This window comes from Aequorivita sp. Q41 (assembly GCF_039831855.1).
Classification (GTDB): Bacteria; Bacteroidota; Bacteroidia; order Flavobacteriales; family Flavobacteriaceae; genus Aequorivita.
This window is the reverse complement of the sequence record NZ_JBDPMS010000001.1, coordinates 1,070,800-1,087,926: the sequence shown is the minus strand read 5'-3', so window position 1 is coordinate 1,087,926 and position 17,127 is coordinate 1,070,800. Positions and strand designations below refer to the sequence as shown.

Sequence of the window (17,127 nt, the reverse complement as noted above, 5' to 3'; positions counted from 1 at the left end):
ATATCAATTCTCCGTATATCTTCTAGTGTCTTAAATATTATTCCTGAACTGGCAATACCAAAAGTGGTTTGCTGGTATAAAATTCTTTTTTTAGAATTTCATTCTTCTCCCATAGCTTTTTGAAAAAACCACGTTTTCTTCTTACTACACAAAGCATAGCTGGATTAAACTGCTGAAAATATTCAATTACAGCTTGAAAAGTAGTAGCGGCTTCAACTTGTGTATACGAAGTTTGAAGTTCTTTTAAATTCTCGGAAACTATTTTCATTTCTTGAGTAGTTTCAGGTGTTTCTACATGAAGTACATGTACTTCAGTTCCAAAAATTTGTTTGAATTTTTTGACGGCTGTCAATAATGAATCTTCTTCAAATGTTCCATTTTTAAATGCCATCAGCATATTTTTTGGTGCTTGAAATTTAGCACCTTCAGGAACAATGAGAATAGGAATGTTAGTTTGCTTCAATAATTTTCCAGAAGTTTTTCCGAGATAAACTTCTTCTTTTATAGAATTACTTCGTGGAGCCAAAACCATTAAATCGATTGGCACTTGTTTACTGATACGGCTAATGCCTTCTAAAACTTCACCTTTTATAGGGTGTGCTACTACATTTACCCCCTTTTTATCAACCTTAGACAATACTTCATCCAAACGGTTTTCAGAATCCTCTTTCAGAATAGTATTCACTTTTGAAAGTCCACCAACCTTAGAAAGTTCCTGAAAAACAGAAACTACATATACATTGGCATTAATCTCTTCCGCCAAATCTATAGCGTATTGAAGGTTGCTTGCCGAATTTTCTGAAGCCCCAACAGGTACTAAAATATTATTCATGATTTGATACTTCTTTAAGTGTATGCAAAATTAAGGTTAAATATCGTTCAACTCAAAATTCTTTCACATTTTCAATAAATTCTATGTATTTTATAGCTAATCTATCCCTTTGTGCTTTCGCAATTTATGTAAATTTGCAGCTTCCAAAATGTCACAAACGAACATTTCATTTAAGCGAATTCAGCAACTTGCCATTCCTGCCATTATTTCTGGCATTGCAGAACCCGTACTTTCTGCAACCGATGCAGCTATAGTAGGAAACATTAAAGATTTTGGTATTGAATCGCTTGCTGCTGTTGGTATTGTCGGTTCTTTTCTTTCAGCTTTAATTTGGATTCTAGGGCAAACACGCTCTGCTATTTCTGCCATTGTTTCACAAAATTTAGGCGCTGGAAAGTTGAAAGATTTACATAATTTTCCGGCTCAAGCTATTTATTTTAATATTGCGTTAAGCATTATCGTGTTGTTTTCTACCTATTTTTTTGTGGCAGAAATTTTTTCATTACTAAATGCAGAGGGGATCATTCTCTCATTTAGTATTGATTATTATAACATTCGCGTTTGGGGTTTTCCACTTACACTCTTTACATTCGCGGTATTTGGATTGTTTCGGGGACTTCAAAATACGTTTTGGCCAATGATTATTGCCGCTATTGGAGCCGCTATAAACATTGCGCTCGATTTTGCTTTGGTGTATGGAGTTGACGGTTTTGTGCTTCCAATGGGAATAAAAGGGGCGGCATGGGCGAGTCTAATTGCACAAGCAATAATGGCAGTTATGGCACTTGTTTTTCTTTTAAAGAAGACCGAAATTTCCTTAAAATTGAGATTTCCATTGCATCCAGAAATAAAACGGTTGGTCAATATGAGTCTTAACCTTTTTTTGCGATCTGTAGCTTTAAATACGGCATTAATTTTAGCTACTCGTGAAGCTGCAGCACTTGGAAAAGAATACATTGCGGCACATACCATTGCGTTTAATATTTGGATTTTCACTGCCTTTTTTATTGATGGTTATGGTGCTGCAGGAAATATTTTAAGCGGAAAACTTTTGGGTGAACGCAATTATAATTTACTGTGGAAACTTACTAAAAAAGTAAACCTTTATAATTTGGGCGTAGCAGCAATGCTTGTATTGGTCGGATTAGTTCTTTACGAACCTTTAGGAACACTCTTTAATAAAGACGAAAAAGTACTTGCTGTTTTCTATAGCATGTTTTTTATGGTGCTTATATGCTTGCCATTTAATGCGTTGGCATTTACGTTAGATTCTATATTTAAAGGCTTGGGCGAGATGGGGTACTTACGAAATGTACTCTTAGGCGCCACCATTTTTGGTTTTATCCCCGTACTTTATTTTTCAAAATATATGGATTGGGGGCTCATAGGTATTTGGGCAGCACTTATTGTTTGGATCGCATATCGCGCTGTTGCATTGCTGATTAAATTCCGAAGAAAATACATTCCACTTATTAAAAACTAATTAAAAAGTGTAAGTATCGCTTTGAATTATCTATACAATAAGGAACTAATTACCTTGTTTTTAGCCAACCTGTAATACTCATCCGCTCCGAGGCTTTCACTATTTTTACTTCGTGCTCCAAAATTTGACTTTCAAAAATCACCAATCTTCCAGGAAGCGGTAAAATATTTAACGCGTCTTTTTCATTATATATAGTAAGTTCTCCTCCATTTTCTGGCAACCAGTCAGCTTCATTTAGATAGCAGACAAGAGATAGTTTTCTGCGGTCGTCATTTTGAAAGGTATCTAAATGGCGCTTATAAAAGCTTCCTTTCGGATAAACGGCATAGTGAAACTCCTTATAAAGGATTCCTAAAAAGCAGGTTTTATTAAGATACTTTACGAGCTCATTAATTTTTTTGAAGAAAAGTAATTCTGCTTCATTAGCATTTTTTTCATCCATCCAAAGAATAAAATCTCCACGGATGGTTTTATCTATTTCTTCATTGATGCGGTTACCGATTGCCGATTTTTTAAAGCGATCTGCTTCGTATTTTGCCACTAATGAATTGCGTAAAATTTCAACTTCCTCTAACGAAAAAAAGTCGTTTACAATGCTGAATTGCTTCTGAAGCAGTTCAGTAATAATTGTTTCAAACAAAGGGTTTTCAATAAAATCCAGTTGTTCAAAAAGTTCTGTTGTCATTTTTCTGCTCCTATAAAAAAGTGGACAAATATAGGTCAGAAATCAATAGGGTTTCAGAAAATAATTTTCCTTACAAAAGCAGTATCTTTGAAATCTAAAGAAAACCAATGAACACAATACGAATTACTAAAATTTTTTCTTTTGAAACAGGTCATGCACTTTATGGGTATGATGGTAAATGTCGGAACGTACACGGCCATAGTTATAAGCTTTCTGTTACTGTTATTGGGCGACCAATTGAAGATGATACAAACGTGAAATTTGGGATGGTAATAGATTTTGGCGACCTAAAAAAGATTGTAAAAGAAGAAATTGTGGATGTTTTTGACCATGCCACGGTCTTTAATAAAAACACCCCTCATGTAGAGTTGGCGAAGGAACTGAGTGATCGTGGACATAATGTACTGTTGGTAAAGTACCAACCAACCAGCGAAATGATGGTGATTGATTTTTCTGAAAAAATAAAGAGTCGTTTGCCAAAAAATATTCAACTTCATTCCCTAAGGCTTCAAGAAACTGATAGCAGTTATGCGGAATGGTTTGCTGGAGATAATTAAACCAAATCACTTTCCTATCTTTGAATATGCAAATTCCAAAAGGCAAAAAAATATACTTTTCCAGCGACAACCACCTTGGCGCACCTACCCAAGCTGAAAGCTTTCCACGTGAAAAGATTTTTGTAAACTGGCTAGACAGTATTAAGCATGATGCTGAAGCAATCTTTTTGTTGGGAGATCTCTTCGATTTTTGGTTTGAATATAAAACTGTTGTTCCAAAAGGATTTGTACGCACCTTGGGAAAACTCGCCGAGCTTCGCGATAGCGGAATTCAGGTTTATTTTTTTGTAGGAAACCACGATTTATGGATGAACGATTATTTTGAAAAGGAATTAAATATTCCCGTTTATCACGACCCTAAGGAATTCGTTTTTAATAATAAACACTTTTTTATTGGCCATGGTGACGGTAAAGGCCCTGGCGATATGGGTTATAAACGGATGAAAAAAGTGTTTACAAACCCCTTTTCAAAGTGGCTTTTTCGTTGGTTGCATCCGGACATTGGTGTACGGTTGGCACAGCACCTTTCAGTTAAAAACAAACTTATTTCTGGCGATGATGACAAACAGTTTTTAGGTGAAGAGCAAGAATGGCTTGCGCAGTATTCCAAACGAAAACTTGCAACTAAACACTTTGATTATTTTGTTTTTGGACACCGCCATCTGCCAATGGAAATTAAAGTAGGTGAAAACGCTTGGTATTTTAATCTTGGCGACTGGATAAATCACTATACATATGGCGTTTTTGATGGCGAAAAATTTGAGTTAAAAACACATGCCTCTTAAACCATTGCAGGTCGAAGACGCACTTATTCTTTTATGTCCTTTAGCCGAAGTTGTAAGCTAACAGTTCCTTGCCAATCATTTTCATCAATACAGTAGGCTGCTTTAAAAGCTTTTCCATTGCAGGCAATAGCGTGTTTTTCTCCCATACCGAAGCCAATTCCTGTAAATTCCTTTGAATTTCCTTGTTTTACAACAAGGCGTAAATGCGTTTTATCTTCACCCACACATTTTCCAAAACCAATGTCCAATACGTTTTGAGTCATAAATGTCGGGGTCATATTTCCGGGGCCAAATGGCGCAAATTGTTTTAAAATTCTAAAAAATTTCGGGCTTATGTCACTCAAATTTATTTCGGAATCTATTCTAATTTCTGGTGTAAGTAACTGAGTGTCGATTGTTTCAGAAACAACGCGTTCAAATTCATTTTTGAATTTCACATAATTCTTTTCAAGCAGAGTTAAGCCAGCAGCATACATATGTCCTCCAAACTGTTCTATGTGTTCGGAACAACTTTCCAAAGCATTATAAACATCAAACCCTGTAACAGAACGTGCAGAGGCAGCAAGTTTTTCACCGCTTTTGGTAAATACCAATGTAGGGCGATAATACGTTTCTGTTAGCCGCGAAGCAACAATACCAATAACGCCTTTATGCCAGTTTTCTTGATAAACTACGGTGGTTTTTCGGTTTTCTTCTTTATTGGCGATTATTTGCTGAAGTGCTTCTTCGGTAATTTGCTTATCCGCTTCTCTACGATTTGTGTTGAAAACTTCTATTTCGGCTGCATAGGCTTCTGCTTTTTCAATAGCTGTTTCAGTAAGTAAGGTAACCGCGTGATTCCCGTGTTTCATTCTACCCGCAGCATTTATACGCGGGGCGATTATAAAAACGACATCAGTAATTGTAAGCGTTTCTTTTTTTACTTGCTTTAAAATAGCCAGCATTCCAGCACGTGGATTGCTATTTATTACCTTTAAGCCGTAATAGGCAAGGATTCTATTTTCCTCTGTAATTGGAACTATATCGGCAGCAATTGCAGTAGCCACCAAATCTAAATACAGCAGCAAATCCTTGATTTCTAAACCGCGTTTACCAGCCAAGGCTTGAACTAATTTAAAACCAACACCACAGCCACAAAGCTCTTTATAAGGATACTCACAATCTTCTCGTTTTGGGTCGAGTACTGCCATTGCATTTGGAATTTCTTTTCCTGGTCGATGGTGGTCACAGATAATAAAATCTATATTTTTTTCGGAAGCATACGCTACTTTTTCAATCGCCTTTATACCACAATCCAAAGCGATGATGAGTGAAAAATCATTGTCTGCAGCAAAATCAATTCCCTTGTATGAAATTCCATAACCTTCATCATATCTATCTGGAATGTATGTTGAGATATTTGGATAATAACTTTTTAAATAGGAAGAAAGCAGCGCTACACTTGTGGTTCCATCCACATCATAATCGCCATAGATTAATATATTTTCTTCATTTTCAATAGCTTTTTCAATCCGAAACACGGCTTTATCCATGTCTTTCATTAAAAAAGGATCGTGTAAATCTTTTAAATTTGGACGGAAAAATTTTTCTGCTTCTTTAAAAGTTTCAATGCCCCGTTGCACCAAAAGCGAGGCAATAATTGGCTCTACTTTCAGTGTTTTTGAAAGTGATTTCACCTTTTCGTTATCAGGTTTTGGTTTAAGGGTCCAGCGCATGTTTTGGTATTCTAAAATAAAGGTACAAGATAAGGGATTGCATTTTAAATTTACCCCTTTTTCTTGAGTCAAAAAAGGGATTTCCCCCTTAAAAAAACAGGGTTTAATGGCTTTAAAATCAGTTGTTTATTTTTATTTAATTAATTGAGTCGCATTACTTTAGTATTCTACAAATACACTAAGATGTATTTAAAGTATTAATTTAAAAAAAGTATTATGGGGTACACAATTAAAGGTAGGTTGCAATCAGCAATTTGCGATGGAAACGATTTCGCTATTGCGAATACAAGCATTCGAGTTTATAGTTTAAATGAAGATTTAAACGCTACAACTGCGTATACGGCTGCACAAAGTAAGGAAGTTTCACAGGTTTTTGAGGAAGCCGATATAAAAAAACGAAGTAAACAATTACTTGCAGAAACAAAAACGGATGCATCAGGGAATTATGAAATAATAATTAATGGTAAAAAGCTTACATATCAAGGTGGTGTTGTAGCTATAACAGTTTTTTATGACAAGGTACCAGATTATGGACAAGGCGATACTAAAAAACCGAAAAACTTTATGCCTTTTGAAGTGCTTCTTGACGTTATTCAACCAAAATGGCGCCAAGTAGAGAACGATTTTCTAGCAGGCTGGAACTATACTATTCTTAAAAAAGTTTGGTGTTATATTCTTCAACGTCTAGACATTTGGGTAATTTGTGGCATACTTACTAATTGCGAAAGTAAAGAGCCACTTCCAGGAATTGAAGTAATAGCAATGGATGATGATATAATTACCGATGATTTTCTGGGTAGTAAAGTAACAGATATAAATGGTAGATTTTGTATTTACTATCGCTCCAAGGATTTTAAAAAAACATTTTTGTCTCCTTTTATTAATATAGAAACCACACCTTTCTTTGCCTCTGGTAGTGGTCCAGATATTTATTTTAAATATGCAGTTGGGGGAGTAGAGTTTTTTGCAGAAAGCCATTATGAAGCTCATAAACCAAGCAGAAGAAACGTAGGGCATTGCCTGTGTGTTTCACTTTGTTTGAAAGATGTACAAGGCAATAACCCAGGTGTTCCAATTGCATTTTATGGAATAGGGGAAAGGAATTACCACCCAATTTTGAATATTGACCCAACAACTGGTAAAACTTCTGGAAAAGTTGAAACTTCATGGAATGGAAAAGCATTTTATAGCACTATTGAGCTTAAAGGTTCCCTAAATCAAAAAGTCAATGGCCAGCCTGGGGAGTATAAATTTCAATACGTGAAGGTGGAAGACCTTTCAATTGATTTAAGTACGATTACTGATAGTGAATGGACAGATGTTACTCCGAGTGATATAGCCACCACCAAAATTGCCGATAGATTACTCGAGGGTTCGATTTGGAGAAATGACACTTATGTAATTCACGGAACGGGTGTTACAGATGTATGGGGCAGAACAGAAATTAAAGTTGATTTTGATGGTAATTGGATAAAAATTCCACAACAACCAGCAGGAACTATTAATGAAATTAATTTATTGGAATCATTAATAGCTCTGAAAACAGATGTTTTATACAATGGTGAAGAAAATAAAAACTCCGTAGTTGCAGGAGATCCAGCTGCTTTAATTCAAAAAAACAAATATTTTGCGCTTCGTATGCTCAAACGTGAAAGTGGTAATGAAGCCTCGAAAGTTAATTGTGGCTTTTCACGTCCATTGGCTATTTTTAATACTAAATATAAGGATGTTCATAAAGGTGGATCTTGGTTTTCTACAATCCAAGACCCTAAAGAACATGGAATTGCAATGGTTGATTTGGAAGAATTAACAGGTGCTGGAAATGGGTGTAAAAAAATAAACGATTCTATCACGGTAAATTATACCGCAGGAAGTGCAAACCTTGGTAGTGTTTCTATTGAGTTTACGGGTCAAGGTGCTACCAATACCTTTGAGCCTATTATTTTTCCAGTACCAGGAGAGGAAGCCAATGGAACAGCGAGATACTTGGGTAGTTTTACTGATTTAAAACCTTGTGCATATGAAATCCGTTTGGAAGTAGGTTTAAATCTTACCAACGGAAGGGATAATCATCGTAATATTAGGGATAGGATATTATTCTGTAGATAAGCTAGTAATTCTATTTGTTAAAACGGTTGTGGGAAATTGAAATTTTTCCGCAGCCGTTTTTTAATTATTTTGTACTTTGGAATCAAATAAAAAAATAATGCCATTAGTAACCCCGCTTTCCCCAAACCACGATGCCGATACTAAGCAATTGGCTGAATTTTTCAACGAAACCCTCGGTTTTTGCCCAAACAGTGTACTTACTATGCAGCATAGACCAGCAATAAGTAAAGCTTTTATCAATTTAAACAAAGCTGTAATGGCAAATGAAGGCAGAGTGACTTCGGCTTTAAAAAGGATGATTGCTTGGGTAAGTAGTAATGCTACAGGTTGCAGATATTGTCAAGCACATGCCATTCGCGCTGCAGAACGCTATGGAGCGGAGCAAGAACAGCTGGATAATATCTGGGAGTACAGAACGCATCCCGCTTTTTCGGAAGCAGAACGTGCTGCACTCGATTTCTCTCTAGCTGCTAGTCAAGTGCCTAATGCCGTTAATGAGCATATTAAAGAAGAATTATACAAACACTGGAATGAAGGTGAAATAGTAGAAATGCTAGGCGTTATTTCGCTCTTTGGGTATTTAAACCGTTGGAATGATTCTATGGGAACTTCTATTGAAGATGGTGCCGTAGAAAGTGGTGAGCAATACCTTGGAAAACACGGCTGGAATAAGGGGAAACACGGCTAGTTCTCATAGATTATGGTGGTTGTTTTTAATAAATCAAGTGCTTTTTCTTCTTGATTTATTAAAACTTGCCGTTCTGTTGTTTAACAGATGGTGCCGTAGAAAGTGGTGAGCAATACCTTGGAAAACACGGCTGGAATAAGGGGAAACACGGTTAGTTCTTTAGGGTTTAGGGTTCTTCCCGATAGTTATCGGGATGGGTTCTGGGTTTTTCGATTTCGTTTTCACCCGATTTTTGTTGGTAAACACTGCAAACTGCAACTGCCTACTGCAACTACATACTGCTACTGAACTTTCCTAATGCCAAATGCCTTCTCCCTAACGCCTTTTTTTCCAGAAACTACAATCACAATTTCTCCTTTAGGGGGTTTGTTTTCAAAATGTTTTAACACCTCTTCCGTGGTACCGCGAATGGTTTCTTCATGCAATTTTGTGAGTTCACGTGAAACAGATATTCGTCTTTCTGCACCAAAAAAAGCAACAAATTGGGTAAGTGTTTTTAAAAGTTTGTGAGGCGATTCATAAAAGATAATCGTTCGGGTTTCTTCGGCCAAAAGCTCTAAACGTGTTTGCCGTCCTTTTTTTACTGGAAGAAAACCTTCAAAAATAAATTTATCATTAGGGAAGCCACTGTTTACAAGTGCTGGTACAAAGGCCGTAGGTCCAGGAAGGCAATCTATTTCAATTCCGGCTTCAACACAGGCGCGCACTAATAAAAAACCAGGATCGCTTATGGCAGGTGTGCCAGCATCACTAATTAATGCTATGTTTTCGCCATTTTGAATTTTTTTTACAATGCCTTCAACGGTTTTGTGTTCGTTGTGCATATGGTGGGAGTGCATTTGTGTGCCAATTTCAAAATGCTTTAATAATTTTCCGCTATTTCGAGTGTCTTCAGCGAGGATTAAATCTACTGCTTTTAACACTTCAACAGCGCGAAAAGTCATGTCTTTTAAATTACCAATAGGCGTAGGTACTAGGTATAGTTTTCCCATAATTTATACACGAACAGTTTTTCCGAAAAAATACGAAAGCAACAATACTAAAATTCCAACTAAAGGCAGTGTAATTCCAGCGTCGTTTATGCGATAGTGCGCAAAGCAAGCTAGCACCATATCAAAAAAAAGCCCGGCATAAGCCCATTCCATTACCCATTTTGGTTTTCTTAAAAGAATAAATACAATCGCTAAGATTTTTGCAATTGCCATTGGGATAACTAAATAAACGGGGTATTGATAATCTTGATAATAACCTTCTACAACTGCGGTATTAGTTAGGTACATAAATGCGGAATAGAGAAATAAGGCGCTAAGAAGCCCAGTGGCAAACCAATATATTAATTTTTGGGCTTTCATAAATGGTATGATTAATTAAAACGCTTTTCAATAATAGTCATAAATCGTTCAGAATACTCTTCTTTGTCGCTCCAGTTGTTATAATCGGGTTTTACTTTTCCGGTAATAAAATTTTGTGCCTCTTCATAATTTTCCATCGTATTAATTTGGGAAAGTACGCGGGTAAAATCTTCAGCTTGATCTTCAAAAAGATGTTTTATAAATGCCAACCGATCATTAAGTCCAATATTCAAACCTTTATTTATTGAATCGTTTAAAGATTTTGCCCGAGATTCTGTCATGTTATTTTCGGCTTCTTTATTTTCAACAACATTGGGGAAAATTTCTGGTTGTTTACGTTCAAACTCTGGCATTTGTTGATAACTTGAAGCAAATTCCTCTAAATCATTTTTTATATATTTTTGAGAAGGCGGCTCTTGTTCTTCAGAAACTGATTGAGGGTACTTAGGGAGCATTTCATCTAATAGCTCGTCTATACGTTCACTTTCTTCAGGCATTTGAGCTACAATATCTTTTATTTTTTCCATTAAGGGTTCAATAAGGTCTTCTTTATGTTCGGGTTGTGGCAAAGGTTCTGGTTCGGTAAACCAGTTTTCCTCCCGAAAGCTTTTGGAGTCCATAGCTTTTTCAGCAACATCTTCTGAAGTGTCTTCCAGCTGGTTTTCAAGATATTCAAGAATGGTTAGTTTTTCGTAAAGTGTATTCAGCAAACCTTTTACAGTAGTGGGATTAAACGTTTTCTCCTCTTCGATCAATTGCTTTGCCAGTGCTGTTACCTGCTTGCGGATTTTCTGTCGCATATCTTTTTAAATTAAACTGAATTTCTATTTTGTTTTTATAAATTTACGCATCATTACTGTAAACGTCAACTATTTTTGTTTTCTTATTTAAAACCTTTGTTTTTATACTAAAAGCAAGCAGTTTTTGGTTGAAAATTCTGTAAAGAATACTATTGATACTTAAAATTTCGCGTAAAATTAAACTATGTTTCTTGAAAATACCGTAAATCAGAAAGAACAATTTGGATGGATTGAAGTCATCTGTGGGTCTATGTTTTCAGGAAAAAGCGAAGAACTTATCCGAAGACTGAAACGTGCAAAATTTGCGCGTCAGAAAGTAGAAATTTTCACACCCTCCATCGATACGCGCTATGCTGAAGATGCAGTAACCAGTCACGATAGCAATAAAATTAGATCTACCCCAGTACCTGCTGCTGCAAACATCCCTATCTTGGCAGATAATTGTGATGTTGTTGGTATTGATGAAGCGCAATTTTTTGACGATGAAATTGTAAAAGTTTGTAATGATCTTGCCAATCGCGGGGTGCGCGTTATTGTTGCTGGTTTGGATATGGATTATAAAGGAAACCCTTTTGGCCCCATGCCTGCTTTGATGGCAACTGCAGAATATGTTACTAAAGTTCACGCCATTTGCACGCGCACAGGAAATCTAGCAAATTATAGCTACCGTAAAGCAAAAAGTGAAGCGCTTGTTTTACTTGGCGAAACCGAAGAATACGAACCCTTAAGCCGCGCAGCCTTTTTTAAAGCGCAACTTCGTGAAAAAGTGGTAAAACTGGAGGTAAATGATGCCGAAGAAATTTCTAAAAGCAACCCTTCCGAAAATACTGGAAAACAAGCCTAATATGCCCAAAACCACCCAAACCGTGCTGGAGATAGACCTTAATGCTCTTGCAAATAACTATCAATATTTAGTTTCCAAAGTTAAACCTGGAACAAAGTTTATGGCTGTTGTAAAAGCCTATGGTTATGGAAGCGATGCTGTAATTATAGCCAAAGAACTTGTAGGTTTAGGCATTGATTATTTAGCGGTTGCCTATACAAATGAGGGTGAAACGCTTAGAGACGCAAAGATTGAAACCCCTATTTTGGTACTGCATCCACTACCTGTTAATTTTGAAAAAATTGTAAGTCGTTGTCTGGAGCCAAGTATTTATTCCCGAAAAATGCTTGAAGAGTTTATTCATTTTGCAGAAAAAAACAAGCAGACAAACTATCCAATTCATTTAAAATTTAACACAGGATTAAACCGTTTGGGGTTTGTTGAAAATGACCTAATATTTATTGATAATTTACTTTCAAAAACCGAAAGTGTAAAAGTGAAATCAATGTTTTCTCATCTTGCTGCAAGTGAAGATTTGAATGAAAAAGAATTCACATTAAATCAAATTGAAGCGTTTAATAGAATTTCAGAAAAGCTTATTTCAAAAATAGGATATACCCCATTATTGCATTGCGCAAACACCTCGGGAATCGTAAATTATCCTGACGCTCATTTTAATATGGTTCGCTCTGGAATTGGTCTTTATGGCTTTGGGAATGACAAAAAAGAAAATAGCCATTTAAAGCCAATTGCGACTTTAAAAACTATTATTTCTCAAATTCATTCAATTAAAAAAGGAGAAAGTGTTGGGTATAATCGCGGACTAATTGCTGAACAAGATACACGTTCTGCAACCTTGCCCATTGGTCATGCTGATGGAATTTCACGCTCCTATGGAAAAGGCAAAGGATGGGTTACCATAAATGGAGAAAAAGCACCTATTCTTGGAAATGTCTGTATGGATATGATTATGGTAAACGTAACAAATATTGATTGTGAAGAAGGCGATGAAGCCATTGTTTTTGGATGTTCTAATACAGCAGAAGAACTATCGGCTGCAATTAATTCCATTTCTTATGAACTTATAACTTCTGTTTCGCAACGTATAAAAAGAGTAATCTGTAGGAAATAGTTATTTTCACATTAATTTTTTCTACATTAAATTGCATTTATCTAACTTAGTGATTATTAACTCCAAAAACCATTCAATATGTTAAAAGAATTTAAAAATTTTATTATGACCGGGAATGTCATAGATCTAGCCGTTGCGGTGATCTTGGCAGGAGCTGTAGGTCTTGTTGTTACTGGATTTACAAACGATATGATTATGCCAATCGTTGGGCATTTTACTGGGGGCATGGATTTTTCTGACCTTAAATTTGTGTTGGATCCAGCTGTTGTTGGCCCAGAAGGTAAAATTACAAAACCCGAAAATGCTATTATGTGGGGTAAGTGGATAAACTCTCTCATTAACCTTGTAATTGTTGGTTTTGTATTGTTTATAATTGTTAAATCGTACTCAAAGGTAAAAGCTAAAAAAATAGAGGAAGCACCCGCACCCGCACCAGGACCATCAGAAGTAGATTTATTGATGGAAATTCGTGACGAACTTAGAAAAAAATAAATTACAGCCACCGCTGCATTATATATTTTTAACCTTAAACCCTTTTTTTACTTTATAAAAGAGGGTTTTTTTATTAATTATCTTGAAAAGATAAGCTTCGATAAACTATTTTTGTGAAAAAATTAGAAAGAATGAAACTAGCCTTAATTGGAGCTACCGGAATGGTTGGCGAAGTAATGTTGAAAGTATTAGAAGAACGCAATTTTCAGATTGATGAACTTTTTTTAGTCGCTTCAGAAAGATCTGTAGGGAAGGAGATTTCTTTTAAGGGTAAAGTCTATAAAGTAATTGGGTTAAAGGAAGCAGTTTCTGCAAAACCAAACATCGCTATTTTCTCCGCTGGAGGAAGCACTTCTTTAACATGGGCTCCAAAATTTGCAGCAGTAGGAACTACTGTAATTGATAATTCTTCCGCATGGCGTATGGAAGTAGACAAGAAACTTATCGTTCCTGAAATTAATGCACATTTATTAACTCAAGAGGATAAAATTATAGCAAATCCAAATTGTTCTACAATACAACTAGTAATGGCTTTAGCGCCGCTTCATGAAAAATATAAAATGAAACGAGTTGTGGTTTCTACTTACCAATCTGTTTCAGGCACAGGTTTAAAAGCCGTTCAACAAATGGAAAATGAAATGGCGGGTATAAAAGGTGAAATGGCCTATCCGTATCCAATACATAAAAATGCATTGCCACATTGCGATGTTTTTGAAGAAAACGGCTACACCAAAGAAGAAATGAAATTAGCGCGGGAGCCACAAAAAATATTGGACGATCGTACTTTTTCAATTACCGCAACAGCAGTACGGATTCCTACAGCCGGTGGGCATAGTGAAGCCGTAAATGTACAGTTTGAAAATGATTTTGATTTAAGCGATATTCGAAAAATATTGCATGAAACGGCTGGAATAACTGTTCAAGATAACCCAGAAACAAACACCTACCCCATGCCAATATACGCGCACGATAAAGATGATGTTTTTGTAGGAAGAATTCGTCGTGATGAAACACAACCAAACACATTAAATATGTGGGTTGTAAGCGATAACCTTCGAAAAGGAGCAGCGACCAATGCAGTGCAGATTGCGGAATACTTAGTTAAAAATGCTTTGGTATAAAGTTTATTTTCGAATAAAATAAATCCAAGATAAAATTCCCAAAATAAGTAGAAAGACAAGTCCCGCCAGGTACCAATGCACTCCAAAGGATGGTTGTGGTATATCAATGGCTCCATAGTATACGAAAGCACCCCAATAATATGGGGATTTTCGTGAATTATCAATGTTTTCATTGGTTAAATACTGTAAACTTGCTTGTTGTTGCGAATAATTTCTAGACTTTGTTTTCTTTAAATTTTCATAATAATACCCCATCCAAAACGCGGTGCTTTTGTCATTTACTTGCCAGAGTGAAAATAATATATTTGGAGCTCCAGCATATTGAAATGCACGAGCCAAACTCTGAACACCCTCCCCTTTTACTACTTTTCCTATGCCCGTATCACATGCACTTAAAACTACTAATTGGTTCGATAAATGGAGTCCGTAAATTGATTCTATTGAAAGAGTGCTATCACTAAAGAGTATAGAAGGTTCGCTCGTAAATGTACCTCCAAGTGCGTGAGTTGCAATGTGCAAAATACTATACGATGAGGTGCTTTCTCTAAAAGCAGTTGTATTTGCTTGTTTTTCGATAAGTAATTTTGTAGGAAAAAGTGCTGCAATCGTTTTAGCTTCCAGACCAGAATATTCTAATTCCTGAGGGGTGTTTTTAAATCCGGGAAAGATTCCTAATACCGTTTGGCCATTAATAAAAGGAGTATCATTTTTTAAATATTCCAAAAGAGAAACTGCATTAGACACTTCACTTTCAAATACTAAAAATGGCATTTTTTCATACATTAAAGTTTCCGTTTCTTTTGTTATTAACGTTTGAAATGGAACAAAAGATAAAATACCATCTGGGATGATCAGCAATTTTTTCGCTTTTGGAATATTTAACTGTTCCAATAAAGTATATGCGGTTTTCTTAAAAAGTGAAATATCATTATTTATAGTTTCAGCAGCATTAAAAAAGCGATTGTAAGCAGCTATATTTTCTATGAATTTTTCATAGGTTTCTTTAGAATTTGTAAGTTTAACAAATGCTGTGTTTTCTGCTGAAATTATAAATTGATAGACTGTTTGTCCTCCAACAAAATAACTTACCACGGTTTGATTTAATTCAGCAGCTTTTGTTTTAATTTCGGTTAAAAAAAATTGTTTTTTAAGTGTTGAGACACTCCTCCTTGTGCTGTCATAGAGTATTCGTTGGCGGGTTAAAACATTACTATATTGTTTTTGAAGAGTTTTTAATTTTTCATAATCAATTTCCTGGCGACTGGTAATTTCAAGAATTTGGGAGTGTAAAACGGCTAAGTTGTTTTGCTGTTTGTTAAAAAGCTTAAAAGTTCCATTTTCGGCCTTGTTTAGCTTGTTTTTATAATTAATAGCATCGAGAACAACGCGTCCTTTTATAGTGCTTTCAAGTTGTAAAGCTCGCTCTATCCATTGTGGATGTTTTGTTTTTTGGTATTTCTCAAAATATAAATCCAATAAGTGCTCAGCGCGAAATTTTACTTGTTGTTGAATAATCAACTTGCTCTCTTGGCTATAAAGTTGGATGGCTAAATAATCGCACACTTCTGCAGCCATTTCAAAACATTCAATGGCTTTGTCTGTTTCTCCTAAAGTTGTAAATGCAGTTGCCTGAAGGTCTAATGCGTCTAGTAATGCCGTGTCGGCATACAACTGTTTTTTATATGGAAATTGTTGCGTCTTTGTATATGAGGGAAGCAACAGGCTGTATGTTTTTTGAATTGTGGCTATAGATTTTTGAATATCATTAGTTACATAATAAGTATCTGCAAGTGTTAAATATGTTTTTGCCAAAGCTCTTTTATTTCCTTTTGGCGAATTTTCAAAAACAGTTAAGGCAACTTTTAAGGCTGAGATAGCCTTGTTGTATTCTTTTTCTGAGAGATATAATTGTGCTAAAAGCTGGTAGGCTTGTGGATTTTTTGGAGCCTTCGCCAAAACCTCGTTAAGCAATGGTTTTATAAGGTTATAATTGCCCATGCCAAAATAATTTGTGGCGAGATTTAATTTTAGAGCTGTATTGTTTGGTGCTATTTGAAGCCCTTGCTTCAATATTAGTCCAGCTTTATTAAACTCTCCACGGTTGTGATACAGTATTGAAAGATTTACGATTCCACTTACTTCTTGATTAAGCTGCTTTGTTTCTTGCGCTATTACAATATAATGTTTGATAGTATTTTCAGCTTCAGAAAAGGCTTGTGTCTTTACATATAAATTGCCCAAAGGTTTTAAGCAATACTCTATAATATCATACCCATTAAGGTTTTCGAAAAAATACAATTGCTTTGCTTTTTCATAAAACCCAATAGCTGATTGATAGTTGTTTTTTTCAGCTTCCACATAGCCTAAATTACAATACGCTACTGCTTTTGCTAATAGAACTTCTTTTTTGGTAGTAGTAGATTTTTCTAAAAAAAGCGCAAGTGTTGTACTGTTTTGTGAAGATGGATTTTCTAAAAAAACATCTAAATGTTTGTAGATAGAATCTGTTGAATTTTGCTGTGAAATAGCTGTTAATGTGCTAAAAAGCAATAT

General features: G+C 35.6%; 16 protein-coding genes. 9 read left to right on the top strand and 7 right to left on the bottom strand.

Translation table 11 applies throughout. The annotated features are described in order from the left end of the window. Positions 1-37: 37 nt before the first annotated feature. Entirely contained in the window at positions 38-832 is a 795-nt protein-coding gene (locus ABJ955_RS05090) for a universal stress protein (protein ID WP_347373522.1), read from the bottom strand. 148 nt (positions 833-980) lie between these two features. On the opposite strand from ABJ955_RS05090, the gene ABJ955_RS05085 reads away from it, so the two are divergent. Continuing rightward, positions 981-2,315 (top strand): MATE family efflux transporter, encoded by a 1,335-nt coding sequence (locus tag ABJ955_RS05085; protein WP_347373521.1) that lies wholly within the window; start codon positions 981-983, stop codon positions 2,313-2,315. A gap of 49 nt (positions 2,316-2,364) precedes the next feature. Here ABJ955_RS05085 and ABJ955_RS05080 read toward each other — a convergent pair whose 3' ends face one another. Beyond that, a complete protein-coding gene (locus tag ABJ955_RS05080; protein ID WP_347373520.1) occupies positions 2,365-3,000 on the bottom strand; it encodes a 2OG-Fe(II) oxygenase in 636 nt (211 codons plus the stop codon). Between the two features lie 107 nt (positions 3,001-3,107). Here ABJ955_RS05080 and ABJ955_RS05075 point away from each other — a divergent pair, with 107 nt between their 5' ends. Continuing rightward, positions 3,108-3,557, top strand: coding sequence for a 6-carboxytetrahydropterin synthase (locus ABJ955_RS05075; protein WP_347373519.1), 450 nt, complete (start codon positions 3,108-3,110; stop codon positions 3,555-3,557). A gap of 26 nt (positions 3,558-3,583) precedes the next feature. Then, positions 3,584-4,342 carry a UDP-2,3-diacylglucosamine diphosphatase gene (locus ABJ955_RS05070; RefSeq protein ID WP_347373518.1) on the top strand — a complete coding sequence of 253 codons (759 nt, stop codon included), beginning with the start codon at positions 3,584-3,586 and terminating at the stop codon, positions 4,340-4,342. A gap of 23 nt (positions 4,343-4,365) precedes the next feature. On the opposite strand, the gene recJ is transcribed toward ABJ955_RS05070, so the two are convergent. Continuing rightward, positions 4,366-6,057: a single-stranded-DNA-specific exonuclease RecJ gene (gene recJ / locus ABJ955_RS05065; RefSeq protein ID WP_347373517.1), complete on the bottom strand. Its 1,692-nt coding sequence runs from the start codon at positions 6,055-6,057 to the stop codon at positions 4,366-4,368. A gap of 216 nt (positions 6,058-6,273) precedes the next feature. Here recJ and ABJ955_RS05060 point away from each other — a divergent pair, with 216 nt between their 5' ends. Together ABJ955_RS05060 and ABJ955_RS05055 are read left to right on the top strand one after the other, a co-directional pair. After that, a complete protein-coding gene (locus tag ABJ955_RS05060; RefSeq protein WP_347373516.1) occupies positions 6,274-8,166 on the top strand; it encodes a hypothetical protein in 1,893 nt (630 codons plus the stop codon). A gap of 97 nt (positions 8,167-8,263) precedes the next feature. Continuing rightward, on the top strand, positions 8,264-8,854 hold the full coding sequence (locus tag ABJ955_RS05055) for a carboxymuconolactone decarboxylase family protein (RefSeq protein WP_347373515.1): 591 nt from the start codon (positions 8,264-8,266) through the stop codon (positions 8,852-8,854). Positions 8,855-9,135: 281 nt separating this feature from the next. Here ABJ955_RS05055 and rsmI read toward each other — a convergent pair whose 3' ends face one another. The 3 genes from rsmI to ABJ955_RS05040 are packed head-to-tail and all read right to left on the bottom strand — an operon-like array spanning position 9,136 to position 11,006. After that, positions 9,136-9,846 carry a 16S rRNA (cytidine(1402)-2'-O)-methyltransferase gene (gene rsmI, locus ABJ955_RS05050; RefSeq protein ID WP_347373514.1) on the bottom strand — a complete coding sequence of 237 codons (711 nt, stop codon included), beginning with the start codon at positions 9,844-9,846 and terminating at the stop codon, positions 9,136-9,138. 3 nt (positions 9,847-9,849) lie between these two features. Next, complete coding sequence (locus tag ABJ955_RS05045) at positions 9,850-10,206, bottom strand: DoxX family protein (protein WP_347373513.1); 357 nt, start codon at positions 10,204-10,206, stop codon at positions 9,850-9,852. A gap of 11 nt (positions 10,207-10,217) precedes the next feature. Next, positions 10,218-11,006, bottom strand: a complete 789-nt coding sequence (locus tag ABJ955_RS05040; protein WP_347373512.1) for a hypothetical protein — start codon at positions 11,004-11,006, stop codon at positions 10,218-10,220. 184 nt (positions 11,007-11,190) lie between these two features. Here ABJ955_RS05040 and ABJ955_RS05035 point away from each other — a divergent pair, with 184 nt between their 5' ends. The 4 genes from ABJ955_RS05035 to ABJ955_RS05020 all read left to right on the top strand — a co-directional run bounded on the left by ABJ955_RS05035 (position 11,191) and on the right by ABJ955_RS05020 (position 14,574). Beyond that, positions 11,191-11,850: a thymidine kinase gene (locus tag ABJ955_RS05035; protein WP_347373511.1), complete on the top strand. Its 660-nt coding sequence runs from the start codon at positions 11,191-11,193 to the stop codon at positions 11,848-11,850. A gap of 1 nt (position 11,851) precedes the next feature. Next, the gene (gene alr / locus ABJ955_RS05030) at positions 11,852-12,961 is read left to right on the top strand and encodes an alanine racemase (RefSeq protein WP_347374362.1); all 1,110 of its coding nucleotides are present in this window, start codon (positions 11,852-11,854) and stop codon (positions 12,959-12,961) included. 78 nt (positions 12,962-13,039) lie between these two features. Then, positions 13,040-13,453, top strand: coding sequence for a large conductance mechanosensitive channel protein MscL (mscL, locus tag ABJ955_RS05025; protein ID WP_347373510.1), 414 nt, complete (start codon positions 13,040-13,042; stop codon positions 13,451-13,453). A 131-nt stretch (positions 13,454-13,584) separates the two neighbouring features. Next, positions 13,585-14,574, top strand: a complete 990-nt coding sequence (locus ABJ955_RS05020; protein ID WP_347373509.1) for an aspartate-semialdehyde dehydrogenase — start codon at positions 13,585-13,587, stop codon at positions 14,572-14,574. 3 nt (positions 14,575-14,577) lie between these two features. Here the strand turns inward: ABJ955_RS05020 and ABJ955_RS05015 are convergent, their stop codons facing one another. Then, complete coding sequence (locus ABJ955_RS05015; RefSeq protein ID WP_347373508.1) at positions 14,578-17,124, bottom strand: CHAT domain-containing protein; 2,547 nt, start codon at positions 17,122-17,124, stop codon at positions 14,578-14,580. Positions 17,125-17,127: the final 3 nt, after the last annotated feature.

Bases quoted from the DNA above. Each gene is read 5' to 3' on its own strand.
- ABJ955_RS05055 (WP_347373515.1), top strand. From the start codon at position 8,264: ATGCCATTAGTAACCCCGCTTTCCCCAAACCACGATGCCGATACTAAG.
- ABJ955_RS05080 (WP_347373520.1), bottom strand. From the start codon at position 3,000: ATGACAACAGAACTTTTTGAACAACTGGATTTTATTGAAAACCCTTTG.
- ABJ955_RS05045 (WP_347373513.1), bottom strand. From the start codon at position 10,206: ATGAAAGCCCAAAAATTAATATATTGGTTTGCCACTGGGCTTCTTAGC.
- ABJ955_RS05085 (WP_347373521.1), top strand. From the start codon at position 981: ATGTCACAAACGAACATTTCATTTAAGCGAATTCAGCAACTTGCCATT.
- ABJ955_RS05090 (WP_347373522.1), bottom strand. From the start codon at position 832: ATGAATAATATTTTAGTACCTGTTGGGGCTTCAGAAAATTCGGCAAGC.
- ABJ955_RS05020 (WP_347373509.1), top strand. From the start codon at position 13,585: ATGAAACTAGCCTTAATTGGAGCTACCGGAATGGTTGGCGAAGTAATG.
- rsmI (WP_347373514.1), bottom strand. From the start codon at position 9,846: ATGGGAAAACTATACCTAGTACCTACGCCTATTGGTAATTTAAAAGAC.
- ABJ955_RS05040 (WP_347373512.1), bottom strand. From the start codon at position 11,006: ATGCGACAGAAAATCCGCAAGCAGGTAACAGCACTGGCAAAGCAATTG.
- ABJ955_RS05075 (WP_347373519.1), top strand. From the start codon at position 3,108: ATGAACACAATACGAATTACTAAAATTTTTTCTTTTGAAACAGGTCAT.
- alr (WP_347374362.1), top strand. From the start codon at position 11,852: ATGCCCAAAACCACCCAAACCGTGCTGGAGATAGACCTTAATGCTCTT.
- ABJ955_RS05060 (WP_347373516.1), top strand. From the start codon at position 6,274: ATGGGGTACACAATTAAAGGTAGGTTGCAATCAGCAATTTGCGATGGA.
- ABJ955_RS05070 (WP_347373518.1), top strand. From the start codon at position 3,584: ATGCAAATTCCAAAAGGCAAAAAAATATACTTTTCCAGCGACAACCAC.
- ABJ955_RS05035 (WP_347373511.1), top strand. From the start codon at position 11,191: ATGTTTCTTGAAAATACCGTAAATCAGAAAGAACAATTTGGATGGATT.
- recJ (WP_347373517.1), bottom strand. From the start codon at position 6,057: ATGCGCTGGACCCTTAAACCAAAACCTGATAACGAAAAGGTGAAATCA.
- mscL (WP_347373510.1), top strand. From the start codon at position 13,040: ATGTTAAAAGAATTTAAAAATTTTATTATGACCGGGAATGTCATAGAT.